Source organism: Pseudomonas sp. FW305-70, from assembly GCF_058783925.1.
Genome location: NZ_JBYSYZ010000009.1, coordinates 155,386 through 182,297, shown reverse-complemented (window position 1 = coordinate 182,297; position 26,912 = coordinate 155,386). Strand labels below are relative to the sequence as shown.

The following is a 26,912-nucleotide window of genomic DNA, read 5'->3' as shown; positions in this document are numbered from 1 at the left end:
CCCGATGGGTGGCGCGCCTTTTGTGTAATGGGGAGGCTTAGCTGCCCGCCACCGTCATCCGCTCGATCAGCACCGAGCCTGTACGAATGTTGCTACGCAACTCAAGATCATTCCCCACGGCCACGATCTGCTTGAACATGTCGCGCATGTTGCCGGCGATGGTCACTTCCTGGACCGCGAACTGGATTTCGCCGTTCTCGACCCAGAAACCCGCCGCGCCGCGGGAATAGTCACCGGTCACCATGTTCAGGCCCTGCCCCATCAATTCAGTCACCAGCAAACCGCGCCCCATGCGCCGCAGCAAGGCCGCCTGGTCTTCTTCGCCATGGGTGACGAACAGGTTGTGCACGCCGCCGGCATTGGCGGTGCTCGGCATGCCGAGCTTGCGGCCGGAGTAGGTGCCGAGGATGTACGACACCAACTCGCCTTTTTCGACGAACGGTTTGGCGTAGGTTGCCAGACCATCACCATCGAACGCCGCGCTGCCCATGGCACGCATCAAGTGTGGGCGCTCGTCGATGGTCAGCCACTCCGGAAACAGCTTCTGCCCCAGCGTGCCTTCAAGGAACGACGACTTGCGATACAGGCTGCCGCCGGAAATCGCCGACAGGAAACTGCCGAACAGGCCGCCCGCCAACTCTGCGGAAAACAGCACCGGCACCTCGCAGGTCGGCACCGGACGCGCGCCCAGACGGCTCGCCGCCCGTTGCGCGGCACGCTGGCCGATGCTCACCGGATCGGCCAGCAAGTTGCCCTGACGGTTCACGTCGTACCAGTAATCACGCTGCATCTGCCCGTCGGCCTCGGCGATCATCACGCAGCTGAGGCTGTGGCGAGTCGACGCATAACCACCGATAAACCCGTGACTGTTGCCATAAACGCGGCAGCCCTGATGGGTGCTGAGGGTGGTACCGTCGGCGTTCTTGATCCGGTTGTCGGCGGCAAACGCCGCGGCTTCGCAGGCCAGGGCCTGCTCGATGGCTTGCTCCGGCGTGATGTCCCACTGATGAAACAGGTCGAAATCCTGAAGATCCCGCGCCATCAACGCGGCATCCGCCAGGCCGGAGGCTTCGTCTTCGGAGGTGTGTTTGGCGATAGCCAGAGCAGCGGCCACCGTTTCGCGAATCGCTTCCGGACCGCTGGCCGACGTGCTGGCCGAGCCCTTGCGCTGGCCTACGTACAGGGTGATGCCAAAACCCTGGTCGCGGTTGAATTCGACCGTTTCGACTTCACGCTGGCGCACCGACGTCGAAAGGCCCTGCTCCAGGGAGACGGCCACTTCACAGGCGCTGGCCCCCTGGCGCCTGGCTTCAGCGATGATCTGCTCGACCTGTTCCTGCAGTGCCGGCAATGCTTGTGGGCCGACGCTTTCAACTGCACTCATGCTGTTCTCCACTCAAATTCTGCTTTCGGTAACGGTCATCGAGCGACCGGGCCGGACAAGCGGCCCCCGACTGGTTATCATGGCGGCGTTTCTTTGCGGACTGCCACCATGGTTGATTCTTACGACGACTCCCTCGATACGGGAGAAAAAAGCAAATCCCAGGTCAAACGCGAGCTGCATGCTCTGGTTGACCTCGGCGAGCGCCTTACAACGCTCAAGCCTGACTTGCTCAACAAACTGCCATTGACCGACGGATTGCGCCGGGCCCTGGCCGATGCGCCCAAGCACACCGCGAACATCGCGCGTAAACGGCACCTTCAGTTCATCGGCAAACTGATGCGCGATCAGGACACTGACGCGATTCTGGTTCTGCTCGATCAACTCGATGCCTCCACCCGTCAATACAACGAACGCTTCCATAACCTGGAACGCTGGCGCGATCGTCTGATTGCCGGTGACGACGCCGTGCTGGAAAAATTCGTCGTCGAATACCCCGACGCGGATCGCCAGCAACTGCGCTCCCTGATCCGTCAGGCCCAGCATGAGGTTGCGCAAAACAAGCCTCCTGCTTCCAGCCGTAAAATCTTCAAGTACATCCGTGAGCTGGACGAGACTCAACGCGGACTGCGTTAAGTCATCGCAGCCCTTGTAGGTGCTGCCGAAGGCTGCGATCTTTGCTTTTTAAAGATCAAAAGATCGCAGCCTTCGACAGCTCCTGCAAAGGCGGTGTATCTCCTTACGACCCCGTGCCACCCACGGTGATCGCATCAATCTTCAGCGTTGGCTGGCCGACACCCACCGGCACCGACTGCCCATCCTTGCCACATGTGCCCACGCCGCTGTCCAGCGACAGATCATTACCGACCATCGACACCTTGCTCATGGCTTCCGGCCCGTTGCCGATCAGGGTCGCGCCCTTGACCGGAGCGGTAATCTTGCCGTCCTCGATCAGGTACGCCTCGCTGGTGGAGAACACGAACTTGCCGCTGGTGATGTCCACCTGACCGCCGCCGAGGTTGGCGCAATAGATGCCGCGTTTCACCGAGGCGATGATTTCTTGCGGATCGCTTTCACCGGCGAGCATGTAGGTGTTGGTCATGCGCGGCATCGGCAGGTGCGCGTAAGACTCGCGACGACCGTTGCCGGTGCGCGCCACACCCATCAAGCGGGCGTTGAGCTTGTCCTGCATGTAGCCCTTGAGTACGCCGTTTTCGATCAGGGTGGTGCACTCGGTCGGCGTGCCCTCGTCATCGACGCTCAACGAACCGCGACGACCGGCCAGGGTGCCGTCATCGACGATGGTACATAGCCTGGAGGCAACCATCTCGCCCATGCGCCCGCTATAAGCCGAACTGCCCTTGCGGTTGAAGTCGCCTTCCAGACCATGACCGACGGCTTCGTGCAGCAGCACGCCCGACCAGCCGGAGCCGAGTACCACCGGCAAGGTACCGGCCGGAGCCGGAATGGCTTCAAGGTTGACCAGCGCCTGGCGCAATGCTTCACGGGCATAACCCATGGCGCGATCCTCAGCGAGGAAATAACGGTAATCGGTCCGACCGCCGCCGCCATGACCGCCGCGCTCGCGGCGACCGTTCTGCTCGACGATCACGCTGACGTTGAAACGCACCAGCGGACGTACATCCGCCGCCAGGCCACCGTCGGTGGACGCCACCAGAATCCGCTCCCAGACACCGGCCATGCTCACGGTGACCTGCTGGATACGTGGGTCAAGTGCCCGGGTCGCGGCGTCGACGCGCTTGAGCAAATCGACCTTTTCGGCACGGGTCAGCACTTCCAGGGGGTTGTCCGGCGCATACAGCTGCGCGACATCCTGGCTGGTGAATGCCTGCACCGTACCGTGCTGCCCGGCCCGGGAAATCGAACGGGCGGCACGCGCCGCCGCGCCCAAGGCTTCAAGGGTGATGGCATTGCTGTAGGCAAAACCGGTTTTCTCACCCGATTGCGCACGAACGCCGACACCCTGGTCAAGGTTGAAGCTGCCTTCCTTGACGATGCCGTCTTCCAGCGCCCAGGACTCGGAGATCTGCCCCTGGAAATACAGGTCGGCGGCATCGATGCCCGGCCCGGCCAGATCGCCGAGCACGCCTTGCAGGCTCTCGATCGTGACGCCACCGGGCGCCAGCAGGTGTTCACTGACTGAGGACAACAACTCGCTCATATGCTTTACGCCTTAAATTCGTGTTTCTGATGCAGGTCGCTGGGCGCCCTGCGAGAAAAAGCGCCGGTGACTGGACACCGGCATCCGCGCCCGGATGGACGCCTGTTCGCTGCTGTCGCGTTCGGCCAGCAGCACGGCCTCGCCTTGATCCTGTTGTGCCAGCACACGCCCCCACGGGTCGACGATGGCGGCATGCCCGAAGGTTTCCCGCGGCCCCGGATGCGTGCCGCCCTGGGCAGCCGCGAGCACATAACATTGGGTCTCGATAGCCCGCGCACGAATCAGCACATCCCAATGCGCCGCGCCGGTCACCGCCGTGAAGGCCGAGGGCGCGGTAATCAGTTCCGCGCCGGCAGCGCGCAGTTCACTGTACAGCTCGGGAAAGCGCAGGTCATAGCAGACCGTCAGACCGACCCGGCCAACCGGTGTGTCCGCCACGACCAGACCGCTGCCATAAGCATAGTCATCGGACTCACGGTAACGGCCACGATTGTCCGCCACGTCCACGTCAAACAGGTGCAGCTTGTCGTAGCGAGCCACTGTTTCGCCATGATCATCGATCAGCAACGAACAGGCGTGCGCCTTCGCCGTCGGCTGATCCACCGGCGGCAACGGCAACGTGCCGGCCACTATCCATAACTTGAGGTCGCGTGCGGTCTGTTTCAACCAGGGCAGGATCGGGCCTTCGCCCAGCGCTTCGGCGCGCCCGATGTCGGCAACGTCGCGCCGGCCCATGGCGGCGAAATTTTCCGGCAATACCGCGAGTTTCGCGCCGCCGGCCGCCGCTTGTTCGAGCAGTCGACGGGCCTGGTCCAGATTGGTCAGCACATCGCTCTGGCTGACCATTTGAATCACCGCTACAGACATGGCCTTTTCCTTATTGAAATCAACACAGACCTTGTAGGAGCGAGCTTGCTCGCGATGGACGTGAACGATGACGCAGGCTGTCTGAAAAAACGCGTCGTATTCAAACTCATCGTCGGAACGCCGCCCGGAGCAAGCTCGCGCCTACAGGGGGGCGAGCCGCAATGGCCATGCTACTCCATAGGCCCGAAGTATGGTTTTTCAAAAAGCCTTGTCGAAGGTGATTTTCGGTTCTTTCCACGGCCCTTTGACGCTGTACTTCACACTGGCGAAACGGGAGACCCGGTCACCGATCAGCTTGTCGATCAGGAACAGTGCTCCGCCGACCGCCGGCGCACCGACGATCAGCGCGGCAATCGGCAGGTTATTGGTCACCGGCAAGGTCACCATCAGTTTCGCATCGATCTGATCGGCCACCATGTTCAGCGTGCCATCGAGTTCGATGGTGCTCGATGGGCCAGTCAGCTGGATCGGTTGACGGGTGACATACACACCATTCGTCCCGACCAGCAGCCCCTTGACCCGGTCATAACTCAGGCCTTTGCCGAACAGGTCGGAGAAGTCCAGGCGCAGCCGCCGGCCGATGGAGTTGAAGTTGAGCAAACCAAACACCCGCAGGGCCTGGGCACTGCCTTCGACTTCGACGAACTGGCCCTGATTGAGTGTCGCATCGAGCGAGCCGGAGAAACGCTTGGTCGCCACCCAGGCCGGCGAGCCGGGCCAGCGGCCATCGACATCCATATAAAAGTCCCGGCTGGTGACGCTCGGCGCAAACCCCCAGCCCTTGAGCACATCGGCCAGGTTCTTGCCGCTGATGCGGCCCTTGTACCAGCTGTTGCTGGCGCCCGGCACGCCTTCCCAGCCACCACTGCCCACCAGCAACATGCCCTTGAGTCCCAGATCCAGCGAGTTGAACACAATGCCGCTGGCCGTCGGACGAACCTTCAGCGACCAGGCACCGACCAGATCCTGGCCCTGGAATAACTGATTGATCGTGATGTCCATCGCGGGGATTTTCGTCGGGTCGACCGACGCCAGCGGATCCGGCGAGTTTTCATCGGCCAGTACGGTCGGGTCCGGTGCCGGCAGGCGCACGGTTTGCAGATTGATCGCGATTGGCGTGGCCTTCGAGTCGGGCAGGTTGGCGCTGCCCTTGATCTGCTCGCTGTCGAGTTGCAGCGCCCAGGCGGAAGGTTTGCGCGCCAGCTGGATCGACGCCTGATCAAGCGTGGTGCCGATACCGCTGAGCTTGCCCACCTTGAAATCCGCACCGCTGAGCAATTGCTTGGCGCTGCCGCCGGGGTCCTGCCCGGCGTATTTATCCACCAGATCCTTCCACGGGCCTACGTCCAGCTCAGACAACACGCCCCGTACCCGCAGGCCTTTGGTACCCGGCAATACGGCCTCGCCGCCGCCGAGGAACAAGTCCCCGCGACCCTCGGCGAAATTGCTGGCCGGGGCCGCAAACGTGAAACTCGCCAGATCTCCGTAGTTGACCCAATAGCGCCGCTCGTCGCCCTGCAACGTCATGCGAAACGTCGTGTCGCGCCCGGCATCGGCGGCCATGCCGAAGGGCGCAGGCAAATCGACCGCCACGCCCTTGAGGTTGGAGTTGACCTGCAATTGGCTGTCGGGGCCATCGAGGGTCAGTTGCAGGTGATAAGGGATCACGCCACTCACCGGCAGAGGCTGGGTCACCTTCAGCCAGTCGGTCAGTTTCTTGACCTCGACCTGGCCCGACGCAGTCACCCGGGTATTGAGCTTACCCGGGCTGCCATCGGCAAAAATCTGTGCAGTGACCGGCTTGTCGAATGCCCGGGCGCTGATGTTATGCCCGCTCAGGCCTTTGGCGCTGTCGAAACGGAAGTCACCTTTGAGCTGGGTCAACTCCAGCACCGGTTCGACCAGTTTCAAGCGTGCCTTGGCGGTCTTGAAGTCGACGAGGATCTTCGGTTCCTCGCCTTTTGCCAGCGGAATATCCAGCTTCAACTTGCCTGTCAGATCACCCTCGCCTTCCCAGCCGGCAAAAGTCGCCCCGGTGCCTATCGGCGCTTCCTGAAGGATTTTCAGGCCATCGCCCAAACCACCGGCAAATCCGCCATCGAGGAACAAATGAACGTTCTGCCCGGCAGGCGCATGGGGAATGTTGACGTAAATATCGCTGACCTGGGTGTCGAGCAACTGGCCTTTGCTGGCCAGGATCCGCACGCCGCTGTCTTCGACAAACACATCGCCGCTGACCTTGCTGACATGGGGCCAGCCCGGCTGGAAGGCCAGCTCGGCATCGTGAACCTTGAAGTACAGGCTGATGCTGCGATCGACGTCTGCGGCACCGTGGCTGAGCGACCCTTGATACTGGAAGAAGCCTTGATCCACCGCACCCTTGAGAATCGCCGTGCGCAGCCATTCATCCAGCGCCGGGCTGAGGACTGCCGGCAGGTACTTGGCGGTGTAGCGACCGTCGCCGTCCACCAGGCCAACCCGCAGGTCCATGTAGTCTTCCTGGGTGTCATCGAAATGCAGGCGAATCAGGAAGTCACCGGCAATCTTGCCCTCCTCACCCAGCACCTTCAGATACGGCGCAATCAGAGTGAAGCCTTCTTTGTCGAGTTTCCAGGTCAGCTGCGCATTGGCCTGAATGTACTGCCATGGCTTGGCGAAAATCGGGTCCAGGTGCAGCATGAAATCCTTGCTGTCCATACGCAGTTCGCCGTGCCCCAGGTCACCGCTGATGCTGCCGCTGACATTTCGCGCCGCCGGCGCACCGTGATAGGCATCGAAACCCACCTGGTCGAGGTTGGCGGCAAAGCTGAACTTGCTGTCGTCGGTGGCATTGGGTCGCACGTCGATCAATACATTGCGCAGTCCGCCCTTCACCTTGAGCCGCTCGACAACGGTGGCAAAGCCTTGCGGAAACGGCGCCAGGGCATTGAGCAGCGGCGTGAGCGGGGTCAGGTCGACCCGGTCGGCCTGTAGATGCCAGAGTTCTTCGGTCTTGTCGGTGGCGGCGCTTTGCTTGAGCTGCAAATGCGTTTCCCAGCGGACGTCGCCGAGGTTCATTGCCAGGGAATCCAGGGTCACCTGCATGCCTTCGGCACTGCGCTGGAAGTAACCATTGAGCGCCAGGTTGTTGATCTGGATCGGCTTGCGCTCGGCGTAGGCGCCCTTGAGTTGTGGCGCGTTCAAGCGCACTGCAGCGCTTTGCAAGACGCCTTTGCCCCAGGTCAGCCAAAGCTCGCCGCCGGCCTTGATCTCGGAGAAATTCCATTGCTGGCTGACGCGCTCGGGAAGCCACTTCGACCAGTCGCTTTGCGGCAGGCTCAGGTAGAACTCGGCTTCACCGTCCTGCCATTGGCTGGCTCGAATGCGGGTACGCAGGCTCATGGCCACAGGCTGGCCGTCGGGCAGGGTCAGGCGGGCGTCGAGCCGCTGCCGTGACGCACCGGTTTTCAGATTCAGGCCGACATAGGTCAGGGTCAGCGGCGACTGTGCAAACGGCTGCAAGGTCACCTGGCTGTCGAGTACCGACAGTTGCTGGATCATCTGCATGCGATCGAGCAACTGTTGCGGATCGATCGGTTGATCCTGTTGCACCGGCAAACCTTCGAGCGCCCATTGACCGTCGTCGCCCTCCTTGACGCTGATCTTCAGGCCGCTGAGTTCCAGATGAGCGATGCGCACCTCACGTGCCAGCAGACTGGCCCAAAGGTCCGGCACCGCGCGCACCTGATCCAGGTGCAGGGCATTGGCGCCTTCGCCGACGGTCACGTCGTGCGCCATCAATATGGGGGCGAATCCACGCCAGTTGCCTTCCAGTTCGCCGATTTGCAGCGGCATGCCCAAGGCATCGCTGGCTTTGGTTTCGATTTCGGCACGGTACTCGGCGACTAGCGGAGTCAGCTCCCGGCCAAGGCTGACGTAGAGCGCCATCAGCACCAAAACCAACGCGCACAGGCCCAGACCCCAGCGGGTCAGTGCGGCCAAAATGCGTGTCAGACGGTCCATGTCAGATGGCCCCCATGGCAAAAGTCTTGCAAAAAGCTGAGGCCAGCCATTCTCGAAAAATCACAACGAAACGCTTCAGAGCAGCACCACGTCGTATTGTTCCTGGGAATACATGGTTTCGACCTGGAATCGGATAGTGCGCCCGATAAACCCTTCCAGCTCGGCGACGTTGCCTGACTCTTCGTCGAGCAGGCGGTCGACAACTTTCTGGTTTGCCAATACACGATAGCCCTCCGCCTGATAGGCGCGAGCCTCACGCAGGATTTCACGAAAGATTTCGTAGCACACGGTTTCCGGCGTCTTGAGCTTGCCGCGGCCCTGACAGGCGTTGCACGGCTCGCACAAGACCTGTTCAAGGCTTTCGCGGGTGCGCTTGCGGGTCATCTGCACCAGGCCCAACTCGGTGATACCGATGATGTTGGTCTTGGCGTGATCGCGCTCCAGTTGCTTCTCGAGCGTGCGCAGCACCTGGCGCTGGTGCTCTTCATCTTCCATGTCGATGAAGTCGATGATGATGATTCCGCCGAGGTTGCGCAGGCGCAATTGACGGGCAATGGCCGTCGCGGCTTCGAGGTTGGTCTTGAAGATGGTTTCTTCGAGGTTGCGATGGCCGACGAACGCCCCGGTATTGACGTCGATGGTGCTCATGGCTTCCGCCGGGTCAACCACCAGATATCCGCCGGACTTGAGCGGAACCTTGCGTTCGAGGGCCTTCTGGATTTCGTCTTCGACGCCATACAGGTCGAAAATCGGCCGCTCGCCCGGGTAATGCTCCAGACGGTCGGCAATCTCCGGCATCAATTCGGCGACGAATTGCGTGGTCTTCTGGAAAGTTTCCCGGGAGTCGATGCGGATCTTCTCGATTTTCGGGCTCACCAGGTCACGCAGGGTGCGCAGCGCCAGACCGAGGTCTTCGTAGATCACGCTGGGCGCGCTGATGGTTTTGATCTGGGCGCTGATCTGATCCCAGAGCCTTCGCAGGTAGCGGATGTCCATGAGGATTTCATCGGCGCCGGCGCCTTCGGCTGCCGTACGCAGGATGAAACCGCCGGCCTCCTTGATACCTTCTTTGGCCACGCAATCGGTGACCACTTGCTTGAGGCGTTCGCGCTCGGCTTCGTCTTCGATCTTCAGGGAAATCCCGACATGGGCCGTGCGCGGCATGTACACCAGGTAGCGCGAAGGGATCGACAGCTGAGTGGTCAGGCGTGCGCCTTTGGAACCGATCGGGTCCTTGGTCACTTGCACCACCAGGCTCTGGCCTTCGTGCACCAGTGCGCTGATGCTCTCGACCGCCGGGCCTTCGCGCAGGGAAATTTCCGACGCATGAATGAACGCCGCACGGTCCAGGCCGATATCGACGAATGCCGCCTGCATCCCCGGCAATACCCGCACGACTTTGCCTTTATAGATGTTGCCGACGATCCCGCGCTTTTGCGTACGCTCGACGTGGACCTCTTGCAGGACACCGTTTTCGACCACCGCCACGCGCGACTCCATCGGCGTGATGTTGATCAGGATCTCTTCACTCATGGCAGGGTCTCGTTCAGGCATGTTCACGATAATGGCCGCATCTGTTCAGAACGTTGCTTAGTGTGCGTTCCGGGTTTGCCAACAGGGTATGCCGAAATGGCCGAGCAGTTCCGCGGTTTCGCAAAGCGGCAGTCCAACCACCGCTGAATAACTTCCATTGAGCCCGGCGACAAACACCGCACCCAGTCCTTGAATGCCATAACCGCCCGCCTTGTCCTGTGGTTCACCGCTGGCCCAGTAGGCCACGGCTTCATCACGACTGATATCCCGAAAACGCACGCGACTGGTGACAACCCGGGATTCGCAACGCTCGCCATCAAGTACCGCAATCGCGGTCAGGACTTCATGCTCACACCCTGACAACATCATCAGCATGGCGCAGGCATCCGCTTGATCAACCGGTTTGCCGAGAATTTTTCCATCAAGCACCACGGCGGTATCGGCACCGAGCACGCAGAACGGTTCGTCAGACACGACGCTGCCGCGCCCGGCCTCGGCCTTGCCGCGCGCCAGACGCTCGACATAGGTCGACGGGGATTCTTGATCTATAGGAGTTTCATCGATGTCCGCACTGACAGCGCAGAACGGAACGCCGATCTGCGTGAGCAATTCACGCCGGCGTGGCGAGCCAGAGGCGAGGTACAACCGTTTCATCAAGACCTCTCCCTGTCTAATGCCTGAGCGAATTAATTGATTTTGTAGCGTCGACGCAATCCGCGCAAACCGAAACTGATCCAGGGCCAGAGCAATGCACTGACCAGTGCCGGCAGCACCAGCGCCAGCGTCGGCTGACGATTGCCGGTCAAGGCACTGAGCCAGAGCTGTACAAGCTGGGCGAGGCCGAAGATCACCAGGATCACCAGACTCTGCTGCCACATCGGGAACATCCGCAAGCGTTGTTGCAGCGCCAGCACCAGATAGGTAATGAGCGTCAGGATCAAGGCATTCTGACCCAGCAAGGTACCGTAGAGCACGTCTTCAGCCAGCCCCAGGCAGAACGCCGTCACCATCCCGACGGTCTGCGGCAGGTTCAGCGCCCAGAATGCCAGCAACAAGGCCAGCCACAGCGGGCGCAGGATTTCCATGAATTGCGGCAGAGGTGAAACGCTCAGCAGCAGACCGACGGCGAACGTCAGCCAGACTATCCAGCCGTTTCGGGATGCTTTTACACCGCCCATTATTCTCTCCCCACTGGAGTGGCCGGCGCGGAGACTGGCGGTTTGGCGGCAGGCTTCGCGGCAGCGGGTTGCGCCGCCGGCGGTTTAGCCGCCGCAGGATGCGTGGCCGCAGGCTTGACTGGCGTGGTGGCTGGCTTGACGGGGGCAGTCGCTGCAGGCGCCGCCGTGGCAGGTATCGCCGGTGCGGCAGCCGGTGCAGCGGGGACCGCGGGGCTGACCAGTTTCGGAACCGTCGTCGGAATGGTCGGCCCACCGCCCTGTGCATCCAGGCTTTCCTGGGCCTGAGCGGCAGCGTTGACGCGCTCTTCGGCAGTCCGGTTGTCGCTGAATACCAGCAGCAAGTAGCGGCTGCGGTTCAAGGCGGCGGTGGGAACGGCTCGGACAATGGCAAACGGCTGGCCGGAATCGTGAACCACTTCCTTGACCGTCGCCACCGGGTACCCGGCCGGAAAACGTTGGCCGAGGCCGGAGCTGACCAGCAAGTCGCCTTCCTTGATGTCGGCGGTATCGGCCACATGCCGCAACTCGAGGCGCTCCGGGTTGCCGGTGCCACTGGCGATCGCCCGCAAACCGTTACGGTTCACCTGCACCGGAATGCTGTGGGTGGTGTCGGTCAGCAGCAGGACGCGAGAGGTGTAGGGCATCAACTCGACCACCTGGCCCATCAGGCCACGAGCGTCGAGTACCGGCTGACCGAGTACCACGCCGTCGCGCTCACCTTTATTGATGATGATGCGATGGGTGAAGGGGTTGGGGTCCATGCCGATCAACTCGGCCACTTCGACCTTCTCGTTGACCAGTGCCGAAGAGTTGAGCAACTCGCGCAGCCGCACGTTCTGCTCGGTCAGGGCGGCAAGCTTCTGCATGCGCCCCTGCAACAGCAGGTTCTCGGTCTTGAGTTTTTCGTTTTCGGCGACGAGTTCGGTCCGGCTGCCAAACTGACTGGCAACGCCGTCCCAGAGTCGTCCGGGCAGGTCGGTGATCCAGTAGGCGTCCATCAGCACCAGCGACATCTGGCTGCGTGCAGGCTTGAGCAGACTGAAACGGGCATCGACCACCATCAGCGCGACCGATAGCACGACCAGCACCAACAGGCGCACGCCCAGTGAAGGGCCCTTGGTGAAAAGCGGTTTAATAAGCCGCTCCTCCCAGGCAAATGTTCTGTTTATTCATACGGCAGCAATCCGGCCTGGATGCAGACTGACAGAAGATAAACGCGAACAGGCAGCACTGCAAAGTGCCGCCTGCGCGCTCAACAGCATAGAAGCGATCCGGCGACTTATTCGCTGGAAAGCAGGTCCATGGTGTGTTTATCCATCATTTCCAATGCACGGCCACCGCCGCGAGCAACGCAGGTCAGCGGGTCTTCGGCAACGATCACCGGCAGACCGGTTTCCTGGGCCAGCAACTTGTCCAGGTCACGCAGCAAGGCGCCACCACCGGTCAGTACCAGACCGCGCTCGGCGATGTCGGAAGCCAGTTCCGGAGGCGATTGCTCCAGGGCGCTTTTCACGGCCTGAACGATGGTTGCCAGGGACTCTTGCAAAGCTTCCAGCACTTCGTTGGAGTTCAGGGTGAATGCGCGTGGAACGCCTTCGGCCAGGTTACGGCCACGAACGTCGACTTCGCGAACTTCGCCGCCCGGGTAGGCCGTGCCGATTTCCTGTTTGATGCGCTCGGCGGTGGATTCACCGATCAGGCTGCCGTAGTTGCGACGCACATAGGTGATGATCGCTTCGTCGAAGCGGTCGCCGCCAACGCGGACGGATTCGGCGTAAACCACACCGTTCAGGGAGATCAGCGCGATTTCGGTGGTACCGCCACCGATATCCACGACCATCGAACCGCGGGCTTCTTCAACCGGCAGGCCGGCACCGATCGCAGCGGCCATTGGCTCTTCGATCAGGAACACTTCACGGGCACCGGCGCCAAGGGCCGATTCGCGGATGGCGCGACGCTCAACCTGGGTGGATTTGCATGGAACGCAGATCAACACACGCGGGCTAGGCTGCAGAAAGCTGTTTTCGTGAACCTTGTTGATAAAATACTGCAGCATTTTTTCGCACACGCTGAAGTCGGCGATTACGCCGTCCTTCATCGGACGAATGGCAGCAATGTTGCCCGGAGTACGGCCGAGCATGCGCTTGGCTTCGGTGCCGACAGCAACGACACTTTTCTGGTTACCGTGTGTCCGAATGGCCACAACGGAGGGCTCATTCAGGACGATACCGCGCTCGCGCACGTAAATAAGGGTGTTGGCAGTGCCCAGGTCAATGGAAAGATCGCTGGAAAACATGCCACGCAGTTTCTTGAACATGGGAAAGGGACCCTAGGCAACGCGTGGGTAAAAAAGTGCGGCAAACTCTAACAACGACAGGGATTTTGGGCAAGGCGCCAATATGTTAAATTGGACGCTTTTCTGTGCACCAAGCCCCACAATCGCGGCCTTATGACCGTAGAAGTGCGGTAGTGTTCCGACAATCTAACACACGGACGCAGTCCGTTTTGTTTTCCACTGGAGAATCCCAATGGCGCTAGAACGCTCCGACGTGGAAAAAATCGCTCATCTGGCCTGTCTGGGCCTCAATGATGCCGATCTTCCACACATCACTTCGGCCCTCAACAGCATTCTCGGGCTGGTCGACGAAATGCAGGCGGTCAATACCGACGGTATCGAACCGCTGGCCCACCCGCTGGAAGCAAGCCAGCGCCTGCGCGCGGACGTCGTGACCGAGACCAATAACCGCGAGGCCTACCAGTCCATCGCACCAGCGGTCGAAAACGGCCTGTACCTGGTTCCGAAAGTCATCGACTAAAGGGAAAGAGCCTGCAATGCATCAATTGACTCTGGCCGAGATCGCCCGCGGACTCGCCGATAAAAAGTTTTCCTCCGAAGAACTGACCAAAGTCCTGCTGGCGCGCATCGCCCAGCTCGACCCACAGCTCAACAGTTTCATCAGCCTCACCGAAGACCTGGCGCTGACGCAGGCGAAAGCCGCTGACGCCCGCCGGGCCAATGGTGAGAGCGGCGCCCTGCTCGGCGCGCCGATCGCCCACAAAGACCTGTTCTGCACCCAGGGCATTCGCACCAGTTGCGGCTCGAAGATGCTCGACAACTTTAAAGCACCGTACGACGCCACCGTCGTCGCCAAGCTGGCCGCCGCCGGGGCCGTGACCCTGGGCAAGACCAACATGGACGAATTCGCCATGGGTTCGGCCAACGAGTCGAGCTACTACGGCGCGGTGAAAAACCCGTGGAACCTGGAACACGTGCCGGGCGGTTCGTCCGGTGGTTCGGCGGCGGCAGTGGCCGCTCGTCTGTTGCCGGCAGCCACCGGCACCGACACCGGCGGTTCGATCCGTCAGCCGGCGGCCCTGACCAACCTCACCGGCCTGAAACCGACATACGGTCGAGTTTCGCGCTGGGGCATGATCGCCTACGCCTCCAGCCTCGATCAGGGCGGCCCATTGGCGCGTACGGCCGAAGACTGCGCGATTTTGTTGCAAGGCATGGCCGGGTTCGATCCGAACGACTCCACCAGCATCGATGAACCCGTGCCGGACTACAGCGCCAGCCTCAACGGCTCGCTGCAAGGCCTGCGCATCGGTGTGCCGAAGGAATATTTCAGCGCCGGTCTCGACCCGCGCATCGCCGAGCTGATCCACAACAGCATCAAGGAGCTGGAAAAGCTCGGTGCCGTGATCAAGGAAATCAGCCTGCCGAACATGCAGCACGCGATTCCGGCGTACTACGTGATCGCCCCGGCGGAAGCCTCTTCCAACCTGTCGCGTTTCGACGGCGTGCGCTTCGGCTATCGCTGCGAAGACCCGAAAAACCTGGAAGACCTGTACAAGCGCTCCCGTGGCGAAGGCTTCGGCGTGGAAGTACAGCGCCGGATCATGGTCGGTGCCTACGCGCTGTCCGCCGGTTACTACGATGCCTACTACCTCAAGGCGCAGAAGATCCGTCGCTTGATCAAGAACGACTTCATGGCGGCCTTTAATGAGGTCGACATCATCCTCGGCCCAACCACGCCGAACCCGGCCTGGAAGCTCGGCGCCAAGAACAGCGACCCGGTCGCTGCGTACCTGGAAGACGTCTACACCATCACCGCCAACCTCGCCGGCCTGCCGGGCCTGTCGATGCCGGCCGGTTTTGTCGACGGTCTGCCGGTTGGCGTGCAACTGCTCGCGCCGTATTTCCAGGAAGGTCGCCTGTTGAACGTTGCCCACCAGTATCAGTTGAACACTGACTGGCACACCCGCACCCCAACCGGCTTCTGAGGAGACACACATGCAATGGGAAGTCGTGATCGGGCTGGAGATTCACACCCAGCTCACCACCCGGTCGAAAATCTTTTCCGGTAGTTCCACCACGTTCGGCTCGGAGCCGAACACCCAGGCCAGCCTGATAGACCTGGGCATGCCCGGCGTGCTGCCGGTGCTGAACCAGGAAGCGGTGCGCATGGCAGTGATGTTCGGTCTGGCGATTGACGCCGAGATCGGCCAGCACAACGTGTTCGCCCGTAAAAACTACTTCTACCCGGACCTGCCCAAGGGCTACCAGATCAGCCAGATGGAATTGCCGATCGTCGGCAAGGGCCACCTGGACATCGCCCTGGAAGACGGCACGGTCAAACGTGTCGGCATCACCCGCGCGCACCTGGAAGAAGACGCCGGCAAGAGCCTGCACGAAGAATTCAGCGGCGCCAGCGGCATCGACCTGAACCGTGCCGGCACGCCGTTGCTGGAAATCGTTTCCGAACCGGACATGCGCAGCGCCAAGGAAGCCGTGGCTTACGTCAAGGCAATCCACGCGCTGGTGCGTTACCTGGGGATTTGCGACGGCAACATGGCCGAAGGCTCGCTGCGTTGCGACTGCAACGTATCGATCCGTCCGAAAGGCCAGGTCGAGTTCGGCACCCGCTGCGAGATCAAGAACGTCAACTCGTTCCGCTTCATCGAAAAAGCGATCAACAGCGAAATCCAGCGTCAGATCGAGCTGATCGAAGACGGCGGCAAGGTGATCCAGCAGACCCGCCTGTACGATCCGAACAAGGACGAAACCCGTCCGATGCGCAGCAAAGAGGAAGCCAACGACTACCGTTACTTCCCTGATCCGGACCTGCTGCCAGTCGTGATCGAAAACACCTTCCTCGACGACGTGCGCGCCACCCTGCCGGAATTGCCGCCGCAGAAGCGCGAGCGCTTCCAGGCGCAGTTCGGCCTGTCGGCGTACGACGCCAACGTGCTGGCCACCAGTCGCGAGCAGGCGGACTACTTCGAGAAGGTCGCAAGCATCAGCGGCGACGCCAAGCTGGCGGCGAACTGGGTGATGGTCGAGTTGGGCAGCCTGCTCAACAAGCAAGGCCTGGACATCGAACAGTCGCCGGTTTGCGCCGAGCTTCTGGGCGGCATGCTGCTGCGCATCAAGGACAACACCATCTCCGGCAAAATCGCCAAGGTGGTGTTCGAAGCGATGGCCAACGGCGAAGGCAGCGCGGACGAGATCATCGACAAGCGCGGCCTCAAGCAAGTGACCGACACTGGCGCGATCTCGGCGGTGCTGGACGAAATGCTCGCGGCCAACGCCGAGCAGGTCGAACAATACCGCGCGGCAGACGAAGCCAAGCGCGGCAAGATGTTCGGCTTCTTCGTCGGTCAGGCCATGAAAGCTTCCAAAGGCAAGGCCAACCCGCAACAGGTCAACGAACTGCTGAAAAGCAAGCTCGAAGGCTGATGAGAATGGAGCCAGCCCGGCAATCTGGCTCCATTCCCCTGTGGGAGCGGCGGTGCGACGATTCGACTTGCTCGCGAATGCTGTTCGGCACTCAACACAAAGTTGACTGTCAGAATGCATTCGTCGGAACGCCGCCCGGAGCAAGCCCGCTCCCACATTTGTTTTTGGAAGCTTTAAATGAAGCGTCTACTTGGATTATGCGCCCTCCTCTCGCTCCTGGCCGGTTGCGCCAGCACCGACACCGTCGATCCGCATGGTTACGACAAAACCGGCGTGGCTTCGTACTACGGCGCCAAACACCAAGGCAAACGCACCGCCAACGGCGAGCGTTTCAACATGAATTCCATGACCGCCGCCCATCGCCAGCTACCCTTCGGTACAAGGGTGAAGGTCACCAATCTGAATAACGACAAATCCTGCGTGGTGCGCATCAATGATCGCGGGCCGCACACCCGGGGCCGCCTGATCGACCTGTCCAAGGAAGCCGCCGAGCGCCTGGGCATGCTGCGCAGCGGCACCGCGCGGGTTCGCGTGCAAGCCCTCGACGACTGACCGATGGAGCCCCGACCATTTTCGGACTAGCCGATTTACCCCTGATCAGCGTGATCGAATTGCTCAGCGGATTGCTCCTGCTGATTGTCGGCGCCGAATTGATGGTGCGCGCCGCCGTACGCATTGCCGCGAGGTTGCACATACGCCCGTTGATCATCGGCCTGACCATCGTCGCCCTCGGCAGCAGCGCACCGCAAATGGCGGTCAGCTTGCAGGCGACACTGGCGCACAATGCCGACATCGCCGTCGGCAGCGTGATCGGCAGCAGCATTTTCAACATCCTCGTCACCCTCGGGCTGTCCGCCCTGATCATTCCTTTGCGGGTTTCCCGGCAACTGGTGCGCCTGGATATTCCACTGATGATCGGTGCCAGCCTGCTGGTGTTCGTACTCGCCTGGAATGAAGAACTGACCCGTGTCGACGGCGTGATGCTGCTGACGGCACTGGCGATTTACCTGGGGTTGCTGCTGCGCCAGTCACGACACTCTGCACGCCCGGTATCGAGCCATGACCATCATGCGCAAGCGCCATGGCTGAGCAGCCTGCTGATGATCGTCGCCGGGCTGGCGATGCTGGTGTACGCCGGGCACTTGCTGCTGGGCGCCGCGGTTGCGGTCGCCACCGATCTTGGTTTGTCGGAGCGGATCATCGGCCTGACCATCGTCGCCGTCAGCACCTCACTGCCTGAGCTCGCCACTTCGTTGATCGCGGCGATGCGCGGCGAACGTGATATTGCCGTGGGCAACGTGATTGGCAGCAACCTGTTCAACCTCCTGGGCGTGCTCGGTTTTACTGCGCTGGTGGCACCGTCGCCACTGTCGGTGTCGCCCAATGCCCTGGATTTCGACCTGCCGGTGATGCTCGGCGTCGCGGCGCTGTGCCTGCCGGTGTTCTACTCCGGTTACCGGGTGACCCGCGCCGAAGGCCTGCTGTTTCTGGGTTTGTACCTGGCATACGGGCTGCACGTGGTGTCGTTCACCACCGGCATGCCACTGGCCGGCAAGCTGGAACACCTGATGCTGTTTTTCGTCCTGCCGGCGCTGGTGGCGTTTTTGCTGTTCACGTCGCTACGCGCCTGGCATCGCCAACACCATAAGAAGGAAGTCCCATGACCGAGAATAAGAAAACCGGCGTTGAAGTTCGTCGCCAAGTAATGGGCGACGCCTTCGTCGACCGCGCACTGGGCAACGCCACCGAGTTCACCCAGCCGCTGCAGGACTTTGTCAATGAACACGCCTGGGGCGGCGTGTGGAATCGCGAAGGCCTGCCGCTGAAAACCCGCAGCCTGATCACCCTCGCCGCCCTGACCGCGCTCAAGTGCCCGCAGGAATTGAAAGGTCACGTGCGTGGGGCCTTGAACAACGGCTGCACCGTGGAGGAAATTCGCGAGGCGTTGCTGCATTGCGCGGTGTATGCCGGCGTGCCGGCGGCGATTGATGCGTTCAGGGCGGCGCAGGAAGTGATCGACAGTTACCAGCAACCTGAGTGAGTCATTGAGATCGGGGCCTTCGCGAGCAAGCCCGCACAGGGGAAAACATTCCAAATGTGGGAGCGGGCTTGCTCGCGAATGGCTCGAAAGAACACCGCAAAGCCTGAGGTCAGATCCACCCACCCCACTGCAACAAAAAGATCCCGACGTTGGTGGTGACCGCCGCCATCAGTGTGGTGATCACGATAATCGCCGCCGCCAGTTCATGATTGCCCTCGGCCGCCCGCGCCATGACAAAACTGGCAGCGGCGGTCGGGCTGCCGAAGTACAGAAACAGAATCCCCAATTCCGCGCCGCGAAAACCCCACAACCACGCGCCCAGCGTCGCCAGCACCGGCAAGCCGATCATTTTCACCAGGCTTGAACTCAGCGCCATGTTGCCGCTTTTGCGCAGCGCCGCCATGGACAAGGTGCCGCCGATGCAGATCAGTGCCAGTGGCAAGGTGGTCTGTGCCAGATACTGGCCGGAGGTCTCCAGCCACCCTGGCAAGCCGATCTTGAAATAGGCGAAAGGCGCCGCCGCCATCACGCTGAGGATCAGCGGATTGCTCAACACGCTTTTGCAAATGCTCCACGGGTCGGACTTGATCACCGGGCTGTACACCGCCAGGACGATGGTCGAGAGCGTGTTGTAAAACAGGATCACCAGCGCCGCGAGGATCGCCCCGAGGGAAATCCCGTAGTCACCGTACATGCTGGCCGCCAGCGCCAGGCCGATCACCCCGTTGTTACCGCGAAAGGCGCCCTGGGTGTAGATCCCCCGATCTTCCCGCGGACACTTCCAGATCGCCCAGCCCCAGGCGATGGCAAAGCCGACCAGGGTCGCGAGGGAGAAATAGATCAGCAGCGCCGGCTGCAACGCCGCGTGCAGGTCGGCATGCAGAATGCCCAGAAACAGCAGCGCCGGCATGGTGACGTTGAACACCAGGGCCGACGCCGTGTGGATGAAATTGTCGTTGATCCAGTCGATGCGCTTGAGCAGCACACCCAGAAACAGCATGGCAAATACCGGCGCGGTGATGTTCAGGGTTTCGAGGAAAATTGCCAGCATGCCGGAGAGGACCTTGGGGTGGGCGTCGTTAGGGGGCTAATGATAAGCCACCAAGTCCTTCGGTGTCTGGTCGACCGCCTTCACGAGCAAGCCCGCTCCCACAGGTTCAGCGCAATCCTTGTGGGAGCGGGCTTGCTCGCGGAGAACGATAACGCGGTCTTACGTGATCGGCGCCGGGTTGAACAGGGTGATGTCGTTATGCAGCTTGTGCTGCTCCGCCCACGTCTGCTTCTTGCCGCTGGCCACGTCCAGGTAGTAGTGGAACAGCTCCCAGCCCAGCTCTTCAATGGAAGCGCGGCCGGTGGCAATGCGCCCGGCGTCGATGTCGATCAGGTCCGGCCAGCGCTGCGCCAATTCAGTCCGGGTCGAGACCTTGACCACCGGTGCCATGGCCAGCCCATAAGGCGTGCCGCGACCGGTGGTGAACACGTGCAGGTTCATCCCCGCCGCCAACTGCAACGTCCCGCAGACAAAGTCGCTGGCCGGCGTCGCACAGAAGATCAGGCCTTTTTCCTTAAAGCGCTCGCCAGGGCCGAGCACGCCGGTGATCGCGCTGCTGCCGGACTTGACGATCGAGCCCAACGACTTCTCGACAATGTTCGACAGCCCGCCCTTCTTGTTCCCCGGCGTGGTGTTGGCGCTGCGATCCGCTTCACCCTTGGCCAGGTAACGGTCGTACCAGTCCATTTCCCGCACCAGCTCCTGAGCGACTTCCTTGGTCTGCGCGCGGGACGTCAGCAGGTAGATCGCGTCGCGCACTTCGGTGACTTCGGAGAACATCACCGTCGCACCCGCACGCAGCAACAGATCCGATGCGTAACCCAGCGCCGGGTTGGCGGTGATGCCGGAGAACGCATCACTGCCGCCACACTGCATGCCGAGAATCAGCTCGGACGCCGGCACGGTTTCCCGGCGACGTTGATCGAGCTTCTTCAAACGGATTTCGGCCAGTTCCATGATCTGCTCGATCATCTCGGTGAAGCCGTGGCTGGCGTCCTGCAAGCGGTACAGCCATGGCTCGCTCAAATCCACCGAACTGTCGTTCTCGTGCATCACCTGCCCGGCCTGCAATTTCTCGCAGCCCAGGCTGATCACCAGCGCTTCGCCGCCCAGGTTCGGGTTGCGCGCCAGGTTGCGCACCGTGCGAATCGGGATGTACGCGTCGGTGGCGGTGATCGCCACGCCACAGCCGTAGCTGTGGGTCAGGGCCACCACGTCATCGACGTGCGGATACTTGGGCAGCAACTCGGCCTTGATGCGCTTGACCGCATGATCCAGCACCCCGGTCACACATTGCACGGTGGTGGTGATGCCGAGGATGTTGCGCGTGCCGACGGTGCCGTCAGCGTTGCGATATCCCTCGAAGGTGAAGCCTTCCAGCGGTGCTTGCGCGGCGGGCACGTCGGTGGACAGCGGCAGGCTGTCCAGCGGTGGCGCGGTCGGCATGCGCAGTTGATCTTCCTTGACCCAACTGCCGCGGGGAATCGGCTGCAAGGCGTAGCCAATGACCTGGCCGTAACGAATCACCTGGGCACCCTCGGGAATGTCCTCCAGGGTGACCTTGTGGCTCTGTGGCACGAAGTCCACGGTCACCAGGCCGTCCGCAAATTCGGTACCGGCCGGTACGCCCTGGTCGTTGACCACGATCACTACGTTATCCCGCTCGTGCAGGCGGATGTAGCGCGGCGAGTCGGAATGTTCAATCAACTGCATGACGCCGCTCCTCAGGAATGCGCTTGGGACAATTTGCCAGGGGCTTCAGAACCATTCGCGGGAGGCTCTTTGAGCACCACACGCTTGATCGGACCTACGATCACCAGGTAGCTGAACACCGCGACCAGCGCGTTGCAACCGACGAACACCAGCGCCCACTTGAACGAACCGGTGGAGCTGATGATGTAGCCGATAACGATCGGGGTGGTGATCGAAGCCAGGTTGCCGAAGGTATTGAACAGGCCACCGCTCAGACCGGCGATCTGCTTGGGCGAAGTATCGGACACCACGGCCCAGCCCAGTGCACCAACACCTTTGCCGAAAAACGCCAGAGCCATGAAGCCGACGACCATCCATTCTACGTCCACGTAGTTGCAGGCCACGATGCTGCTGGAGACCAGCAGGCCCGCAATGATCGGCGCCTTGCGGGCGAAAGTCAGGGAATGGCCTTTGCGCAACAGGTAATCGGAAATCACCCCGCCGAGCACACCACCGATGAAGCCGCAGATCGCCGGCAAGGACGCGATGAAACCGGCCTTGAGGATGGTCATGCCACGCTCCTGCACCAGGTACACCGGGAACCAGGTCAGGAAGAAGTAAGTGATGCCATTGATGCAGTACTGGCCCAGGTACACGCCGAGCATCATGCGGTTGGTCAGCAGTTGGCGGATGTAGTCCCACTTCGGACCGTCGGTCTTCTTGCCTTTGCCCTTGTCCTGGTCCATGTCGACCATGCCGCCGTTGTCGGCAATGTGCTTGAACTCGGCATCATTGATCATCGGATGCTGGCGCGGGCTGTAGATCACTTTCAGCCAGATCCCGGAGAAGATGATGCCGATCACGCCCATGACGATGAACACGTGCTGCCAGCCGAAGCTGTAGACGATCCAGCCCATCAGCGGTGCGAACAACACGGTGGCAAAGTACTGAGCCGAGTTGAAGATCGCCGAGGCAGTGCCGCGTTCAGCAGTCGGAAACCAGGCGGCGACGATGCGTGCGTTGCCGGGGAAGGATGGCGCTTCGGCCAGGCCGACCAAAAAGCGCAGCATGAACAGCGCAACCACGGCTGTGGACATGCCGAACTCGCCGACATAACCCTGCAACACGGTGAACAGCGACCAGGTGAAGATGCTCAGTGCATAGATTTTTTTCGAACCGAAACGGTCCAGCAACCAGCCACCGGGGATTTGCCCGGCCACGTAGGCCCAACCGAATGCGGAGAAGATGTAGCCAAGGGTAACGGCGTCGATGCCCAGGTCTTTCTGCAGGCTGGAGCCGGCGATTGCGATGGTAGCCCGGTCGGCGTAGTTGATCGTGGTCACCAGAAACAGCATGAGCAGGATCAGATAGCGGACGTGAGTCGGCTTGGTCGATTGCATGTAGATGTACTCCCACTGATTATTTTTATGCGCGGGTGAATCTTTGTTTCCCCTGTAGGAGCGAGCTCTGCTCGCGATGGTGGTCAACGATGACGCGGGGCATCAGGTTTACCGCCGCGACCTCACGACCATCGCGAGCAAGCTCGCTCCTACAACAGGGATGTTGCGTTACGAACCGATGTAAGAGGTCTTCACGACCGTGTAGAACTCTTGCGCATAGCGACCTTGCTCACGTGATCCATAGGATGAACCTTTACGCCCACCGAACGGAACGTGGTAATCCACACCGGCGGTCGGCAGGTTGACCATCACCATCCCGGCCTGGGAGTGGCGCTTGAAGTGGTTGGCGTACTTCAACGAGGTGGTGGCAATACCCGCCGACAACCCGAACTCGGTGTCGTTGGCCATGGCCAGCGCGGCTTCGTAATCGGCGACGCGGACGATGTTGGCCACCGGGCCGAAGATCTCTTCGCGGCTGATGCGCATCGACGCTTCGCTGTCGGCAAACAGGGTCGGCGCGAGGAAGTAGCCCTCGGTGTCGCAGGTCACCAGACCACCGCCGCTGACCAGTCGTGCACCTTCGGACTGGCCGATGTCGATGTACTTCATGTCCTGTTCAAGCTGCGCTTGCGAGACCACCGGACCGATATCGGTGCCAGCCTTCAACGCATGGCCGACCTTGATCGACTTCATGCGCTCGGCCATGGCTTCGACGAACTTGTCGTGAATCCCGGCGGTGACGATGAAGCGGCTGGATGCGGTGCAACGCTGGCCGGTGGAGTAGAACGCGCTCTGCACCGAGAGCTCGACCGCTTGCTTGAGGTCGGCATCGTCGAGAATGATCTGCGGGTTCTTGCCGCCCATTTCCAGCTGGACCTTGGCCTGACGCGACACGCAATTCACAGCGATCTGACGACCCACGCCCACCGAACCGGTGAAGCTGATGCCATCGACTTTCGGGCTGTTGACCAGCGCTTCGCCGACTACGCGACCGCTGCCCATCACCAGGTTGAACACGCCGGCCGGGAAACCGGCGCGGGAGATGATTTCCGCCAGGGCCCAGGCGCAACCCGGTACCAAATCCGCGGGTTTGAGCACGACGCAGTTGCCGTAGGCCAGGGCCGGGGCGATTTTCCACGAAGGGATCGCGATCGGGAAGTTCCACGGGGTGATCAGACCGACCACGCCCAAGGCTTCGCGAGTGACTTCAACGTTGACGCTCGGACGTACCGACGGCAGGTAGTCGCCGGACAGACGCAGGCATTCACCGGCGAAGAACTTGAAGATGTTGCCGGCGCGGGTCACTTCGCCGATGGCTTCGGGCAGGGTCTTGCCCTCTTCCCGGGCCAGCAGGGTGCCGAGTTCTTCGCGACGGGCGAGGATTTCAGTGCCGACTTTATCCAGGGAATCGTGGCGCGCCTGGATGCCGGAAGTGGACCATGCCGGGAACGCGGCACGGGCGGCATCGATGGCTGCGTTGACCTGGGCCAGGTCAGCCTTGGCGTAATCGCCGATGGCATCGGTCAGTTCGGACGGGTTGATGTTGGTCGAGTAATCGCCGCCGGAAACCCACTCGCCGTTGATGTAGTTATCGAAACGCTTTGCATCTGCCACTTTAAGATCTCCTCACGCAAAAAGCCGCTGATTGCTCAGCGGCCTTACTTAATCGGATGTGTTACTGCGCACCCTGCTTGTCGATCAGCGCGGCGAGCATTTCATACTCTTCGCCGGTCAGATCGGTCAGCGGTGCACGAACAGGACCCGCGTCGTAGCCGGCAATTTTTGCCCCGGCCTTGACGATGCTCACGGCATAACCGGCCTTGCGGTTACGGATGTCCAGGTACGGCAGGAAGAAGTCGTCGATGATCTTGCCGACGGTGGCGTGATCTTCGCGAGCGATCGCGTGGTAGAAGTCCATCGCGGTTTTCGGGATGAAGTTGAACACCGCCGAGGAGTAGACCGGCACGCCCAGTGCCTTGTAGGCCGCGGCGTAGACTTCGGCGGTCGGCAAGCCACCCAGGTAGCTGAAGCGATCACCGAGGCGGCGACGGATCGACACCATCAACTCGATGTCACCCAGGCCATCCTTGTAGCCGATCAGGTTCGGGCAGCGCTCGGCCAGGCGTTCCAGCAGCGGCGCGGTCAGGCGGCAGACGTTACGGTTGTAGACCACCACGCCGATGTTGACCGATTTGCACACGGCTTCAACGTGGGCGGCAACGCCGTCCTGGCTGGCTTCTGTCAGGTAGTGCGGCAGCAGCAACAGGCCCTTGGCGCCCAGGCGCTCGGCTTCCTGTGCGTATTCAATGGCCTGACGGGTCGAACCGCCCACGCCGGCCAGGATTGGCACGCTGGTGGCGCAAGTGTCGACCGCCGTCTTGATGATTTCCGAATATTCGCTGGCCGCCAGAGAGAAGAACTCACCGGTGCCGCCCGCGGCGAACAGCGCCGAGGCGCCGTATGGGGCCAGCCATTCGAGACGCTTGATATAACCCGCGCGATTGAAGTCGCCCTGAGCATTGAAATCGGTGACCGGGAAAGACAGCAGACCGGAAGAGAGGATGGACTTCAGTTCTTGTGGATTCATTATTCGAACACCCTGGATAGCGACGTTGTGTGAGAAAACCGTTCAGCCTGCGCTGAAGTTGTAGGTCATCGTACAACTTAAAATACAACCGTCAACTGCATTTCATCGCAGGGGGTAAAAATTGTTCGACACGAATACGCAAAACCCTTGTTTTAGAGAGCTTACGCGGAAGAGAACAGGGATGATCACATCTCGAAAAACAGGTGTTCAGGAGATACGTTGTCGGAAGATTCTGGCGAGGGATGGAGGCTGACTGTAGATTTTGTGGGATGGCTTACGGCCTCTTCGCGAGCAAGCCCGCTCCCACATTTGAATTTCTGCGAACTCACAATTTGTGAACGACACAGATCAAGTGTGGGAGCGGACTTGCTCGCGAAGGCAATCTGTCAGTCCAACACAGGATTGGATCAGCACACTCAGCCCCGCTGCGCCTCAGCCTCTTCATGGGCATGGCGCAACCGTTCACGACTGTTGGTCAGGTGCAGACGCATGGCGGCCCGGGCCGCATCGGAATCCTGACGGGCAATGGCGTCGTAGATTTCCTCGTGCTCACGGCTCAGACGCCCCATGTAGTGCTGCTGGTCGTCATGGGCCAGGCGCGCGGAATTCAACCGTGTGCGCGGGATAATGCTGGTGCCCAGGTGGGTCATGATGTCGGTGAAATAACGGTTGCCTGTGGACAGCGCTATTTCGAGGTGGAAGGCGAAGTCCGAAGCCACGGCGTCACTGGCGTGGGCGGCGCTTTCATTCAACGCATCGAGGGCGGCGCGCATGTTGGCCAGTTGTTCCGGACTGCGGCGTTGCGCCGCCAGGCCGGCGGACTCCACTTCCAGGCTGATGCGCAGTTCCAGAATCGCCAGCACATCACGCAAGGTCACCACGGTCGCCGGGTCGATACGAAAGCCACTCGGGCTCGGCGTGTCGAGCACGAAGGTGCCGATGCCATGGCGGGTTTCCACCTGGCCGGCCGCCTGCAGACGGGATATCGCTTCGCGCACCACCGTGCGGCTGACACCATGGGCATCCATGATGGCCGACTCGGTGGGCAACTTGTCGCCACGCTTGAGATGACCGTCGCGGATCTGCTCGGACAGCACCGTCACCAGTTCCTGAGCGAGGCTGCGGCGCTTGCGTGGGAGGCGTGGTGTGTTGATCGGGTTTTCCATGGTGAACATCGGTCTCGAAAAGTTCGGCGGCTGAAAGCGCATCATAGCGCAACGCGGTTGTACGATCACCACCGCCCCATGTAGGAGCGAGC

22 protein-coding genes are annotated in these 26,912 nt (G+C 61.3%); 7 read left to right on the top strand and 15 right to left on the bottom strand.

The window, feature by feature from the left end; translation table 11 throughout:
* Window positions 1–37: 37 nt before the first annotated feature.
* A complete protein-coding gene (pmbA, locus tag AC3WN7_RS09970) occupies window positions 38–1,384 on the bottom strand; it encodes a metalloprotease PmbA (RefSeq protein WP_102674662.1) in 1,347 nt (448 codons plus the stop codon).
* A gap of 108 nt (window positions 1,385–1,492) precedes the next feature.
* Here pmbA and yjgA point away from each other — a divergent pair, with 108 nt between their 5' ends.
* On the top strand, window positions 1,493–2,017 hold the full coding sequence (gene yjgA / locus AC3WN7_RS09965; RefSeq protein WP_007970253.1) for a ribosome biogenesis factor YjgA: 525 nt from the start codon (window positions 1,493–1,495) through the stop codon (window positions 2,015–2,017).
* Window positions 2,018–2,120: 103 nt separating this feature from the next.
* Here the strand turns inward: yjgA and tldD are convergent, their stop codons facing one another.
* The 8 genes from tldD to mreB form a co-directional block, all read right to left on the bottom strand.
* The gene (tldD, locus tag AC3WN7_RS09960) at window positions 2,121–3,563 is read right to left on the bottom strand and encodes a metalloprotease TldD (RefSeq protein WP_095965901.1); all 1,443 of its coding nucleotides are present in this window, start codon (window positions 3,561–3,563) and stop codon (window positions 2,121–2,123) included.
* A 12-nt stretch (window positions 3,564–3,575) separates the two neighbouring features.
* On the bottom strand, window positions 3,576–4,430 hold the full coding sequence (locus AC3WN7_RS09955) for a carbon-nitrogen hydrolase family protein (protein WP_102674663.1): 855 nt from the start codon (window positions 4,428–4,430) through the stop codon (window positions 3,576–3,578).
* A gap of 198 nt (window positions 4,431–4,628) precedes the next feature.
* Window positions 4,629–8,432: a YhdP family protein gene (locus AC3WN7_RS09950; protein WP_095965903.1), complete on the bottom strand. Its 3,804-nt coding sequence runs from the start codon at window positions 8,430–8,432 to the stop codon at window positions 4,629–4,631.
* A gap of 75 nt (window positions 8,433–8,507) precedes the next feature.
* The gene (gene rng, locus AC3WN7_RS09945) at window positions 8,508–9,965 is read right to left on the bottom strand and encodes a ribonuclease G (RefSeq protein WP_007970246.1); all 1,458 of its coding nucleotides are present in this window, start codon (window positions 9,963–9,965) and stop codon (window positions 8,508–8,510) included.
* A 57-nt stretch (window positions 9,966–10,022) separates the two neighbouring features.
* Entirely contained in the window at window positions 10,023–10,619 is a 597-nt protein-coding gene (locus AC3WN7_RS09940) for a Maf family protein (protein WP_095965904.1), read from the bottom strand.
* Between the two features lie 32 nt (window positions 10,620–10,651).
* Window positions 10,652–11,143: a rod shape-determining protein MreD gene (gene mreD / locus AC3WN7_RS09935; protein WP_007970244.1), complete on the bottom strand. Its 492-nt coding sequence runs from the start codon at window positions 11,141–11,143 to the stop codon at window positions 10,652–10,654.
* Entirely contained in the window at window positions 11,143–12,279 is a 1,137-nt protein-coding gene (mreC, locus tag AC3WN7_RS09930; protein WP_095965905.1) for a rod shape-determining protein MreC, read from the bottom strand. Before mreC ends, mreD begins: the two co-directional genes overlap by 1 nt.
* A 143-nt stretch (window positions 12,280–12,422) precedes the next feature.
* Window positions 12,423–13,460: a rod shape-determining protein MreB gene (gene mreB, locus AC3WN7_RS09925; protein WP_002555108.1), complete on the bottom strand. Its 1,038-nt coding sequence runs from the start codon at window positions 13,458–13,460 to the stop codon at window positions 12,423–12,425.
* 211 nt (window positions 13,461–13,671) lie between these two features.
* Between mreB and gatC the strand changes: the two genes are divergently transcribed.
* The 6 genes from gatC to AC3WN7_RS09895 all read left to right on the top strand — a co-directional run bounded on the left by gatC (window position 13,672) and on the right by AC3WN7_RS09895 (window position 18,924).
* Window positions 13,672–13,959, top strand: coding sequence for an Asp-tRNA(Asn)/Glu-tRNA(Gln) amidotransferase subunit GatC (gatC, locus tag AC3WN7_RS09920; RefSeq protein ID WP_007976465.1), 288 nt, complete (start codon window positions 13,672–13,674; stop codon window positions 13,957–13,959).
* Between the two features lie 16 nt (window positions 13,960–13,975).
* Window positions 13,976–15,427 (top strand): Asp-tRNA(Asn)/Glu-tRNA(Gln) amidotransferase subunit GatA, encoded by a 1,452-nt coding sequence (gene gatA / locus AC3WN7_RS09915; RefSeq protein WP_095965906.1) that lies wholly within the window; start codon window positions 13,976–13,978, stop codon window positions 15,425–15,427.
* 10 nt (window positions 15,428–15,437) lie between these two features.
* Window positions 15,438–16,883, top strand: coding sequence for an Asp-tRNA(Asn)/Glu-tRNA(Gln) amidotransferase subunit GatB (gene gatB, locus AC3WN7_RS09910; RefSeq protein ID WP_102674664.1), 1,446 nt, complete (start codon window positions 15,438–15,440; stop codon window positions 16,881–16,883).
* A gap of 177 nt (window positions 16,884–17,060) precedes the next feature.
* Window positions 17,061–17,435: a septal ring lytic transglycosylase RlpA family protein gene (locus AC3WN7_RS09905; RefSeq protein ID WP_008051680.1), complete on the top strand. Its 375-nt coding sequence runs from the start codon at window positions 17,061–17,063 to the stop codon at window positions 17,433–17,435.
* A 50-nt stretch (window positions 17,436–17,485) separates the two neighbouring features.
* Window positions 17,486–18,547: a calcium/sodium antiporter gene (locus AC3WN7_RS09900; RefSeq protein WP_102674665.1), complete on the top strand. Its 1,062-nt coding sequence runs from the start codon at window positions 17,486–17,488 to the stop codon at window positions 18,545–18,547.
* Entirely contained in the window at window positions 18,544–18,924 is a 381-nt protein-coding gene (locus tag AC3WN7_RS09895) for a carboxymuconolactone decarboxylase family protein (RefSeq protein ID WP_015093483.1), read from the top strand. Before AC3WN7_RS09900 ends, AC3WN7_RS09895 begins: the two co-directional genes overlap by 4 nt.
* A gap of 109 nt (window positions 18,925–19,033) precedes the next feature.
* On the opposite strand, the gene AC3WN7_RS09890 is transcribed toward AC3WN7_RS09895, so the two are convergent.
* The 6 genes from AC3WN7_RS09890 to AC3WN7_RS09865 form a co-directional block, all read right to left on the bottom strand.
* Entirely contained in the window at window positions 19,034–19,975 is a 942-nt protein-coding gene (locus tag AC3WN7_RS09890) for an AEC family transporter (protein WP_095965910.1), read from the bottom strand.
* Window positions 19,976–20,134: 159 nt separating this feature from the next.
* A complete protein-coding gene (gene garD / locus AC3WN7_RS09885; RefSeq protein WP_102674666.1) occupies window positions 20,135–21,688 on the bottom strand; it encodes a galactarate dehydratase in 1,554 nt (517 codons plus the stop codon).
* An 11-nt stretch (window positions 21,689–21,699) separates the two neighbouring features.
* The gene (locus AC3WN7_RS09880; protein ID WP_102674667.1) at window positions 21,700–23,067 is read right to left on the bottom strand and encodes an MFS transporter; all 1,368 of its coding nucleotides are present in this window, start codon (window positions 23,065–23,067) and stop codon (window positions 21,700–21,702) included.
* A gap of 168 nt (window positions 23,068–23,235) precedes the next feature.
* Entirely contained in the window at window positions 23,236–24,681 is a 1,446-nt protein-coding gene (locus tag AC3WN7_RS09875) for an aldehyde dehydrogenase family protein (RefSeq protein ID WP_102674668.1), read from the bottom strand.
* Between the two features lie 61 nt (window positions 24,682–24,742).
* Complete coding sequence (gene kdgD, locus AC3WN7_RS09870) at window positions 24,743–25,654, bottom strand: 5-dehydro-4-deoxyglucarate dehydratase (protein WP_007976489.1); 912 nt, start codon at window positions 25,652–25,654, stop codon at window positions 24,743–24,745.
* Window positions 25,655–26,070: 416 nt separating this feature from the next.
* Window positions 26,071–26,820, bottom strand: a complete 750-nt coding sequence (locus tag AC3WN7_RS09865; protein WP_178081985.1) for a FadR/GntR family transcriptional regulator — start codon at window positions 26,818–26,820, stop codon at window positions 26,071–26,073.
* Between the last annotated feature and the right edge of the window lie 92 nt (window positions 26,821–26,912).

Excerpts from the sequence above, each read along its gene's own strand:
- yjgA (WP_007970253.1), top strand. The coding sequence starts at position 1,493 with ATGGTTGATTCTTACGACGACTCCCTCGATACGGGAGAAAAAAGCAAA.
- gatB (WP_102674664.1), top strand. The coding sequence starts at position 15,438 with ATGCAATGGGAAGTCGTGATCGGGCTGGAGATTCACACCCAGCTCACC.
- AC3WN7_RS09940 (WP_095965904.1), bottom strand. The coding sequence starts at position 10,619 with ATGAAACGGTTGTACCTCGCCTCTGGCTCGCCACGCCGGCGTGAATTG.
- mreB (WP_002555108.1), bottom strand. The coding sequence starts at position 13,460 with ATGTTCAAGAAACTGCGTGGCATGTTTTCCAGCGATCTTTCCATTGAC.
- AC3WN7_RS09905 (WP_008051680.1), top strand. The coding sequence starts at position 17,061 with ATGAAGCGTCTACTTGGATTATGCGCCCTCCTCTCGCTCCTGGCCGGT.
- kdgD (WP_007976489.1), bottom strand. The coding sequence starts at position 25,654 with ATGAATCCACAAGAACTGAAGTCCATCCTCTCTTCCGGTCTGCTGTCT.
- AC3WN7_RS09880 (WP_102674667.1), bottom strand. The coding sequence starts at position 23,067 with ATGCAATCGACCAAGCCGACTCACGTCCGCTATCTGATCCTGCTCATG.
- gatA (WP_095965906.1), top strand. The coding sequence starts at position 13,976 with ATGCATCAATTGACTCTGGCCGAGATCGCCCGCGGACTCGCCGATAAA.
- AC3WN7_RS09955 (WP_102674663.1), bottom strand. The coding sequence starts at position 4,430 with ATGTCTGTAGCGGTGATTCAAATGGTCAGCCAGAGCGATGTGCTGACC.
- garD (WP_102674666.1), bottom strand. The coding sequence starts at position 21,688 with ATGCAGTTGATTGAACATTCCGACTCGCCGCGCTACATCCGCCTGCAC.
- rng (WP_007970246.1), bottom strand. The coding sequence starts at position 9,965 with ATGAGTGAAGAGATCCTGATCAACATCACGCCGATGGAGTCGCGCGTG.
- pmbA (WP_102674662.1), bottom strand. The coding sequence starts at position 1,384 with ATGAGTGCAGTTGAAAGCGTCGGCCCACAAGCATTGCCGGCACTGCAG.
- AC3WN7_RS09950 (WP_095965903.1), bottom strand. The coding sequence starts at position 8,432 with ATGGACCGTCTGACACGCATTTTGGCCGCACTGACCCGCTGGGGTCTG.
- AC3WN7_RS09865 (WP_178081985.1), bottom strand. The coding sequence starts at position 26,820 with ATGGAAAACCCGATCAACACACCACGCCTCCCACGCAAGCGCCGCAGC.
- AC3WN7_RS09895 (WP_015093483.1), top strand. The coding sequence starts at position 18,544 with ATGACCGAGAATAAGAAAACCGGCGTTGAAGTTCGTCGCCAAGTAATG.
- mreD (WP_007970244.1), bottom strand. The coding sequence starts at position 11,143 with ATGGGCGGTGTAAAAGCATCCCGAAACGGCTGGATAGTCTGGCTGACG.
- AC3WN7_RS09890 (WP_095965910.1), bottom strand. The coding sequence starts at position 19,975 with ATGCTGGCAATTTTCCTCGAAACCCTGAACATCACCGCGCCGGTATTT.
- gatC (WP_007976465.1), top strand. The coding sequence starts at position 13,672 with ATGGCGCTAGAACGCTCCGACGTGGAAAAAATCGCTCATCTGGCCTGT.
- tldD (WP_095965901.1), bottom strand. The coding sequence starts at position 3,563 with ATGAGCGAGTTGTTGTCCTCAGTCAGTGAACACCTGCTGGCGCCCGGT.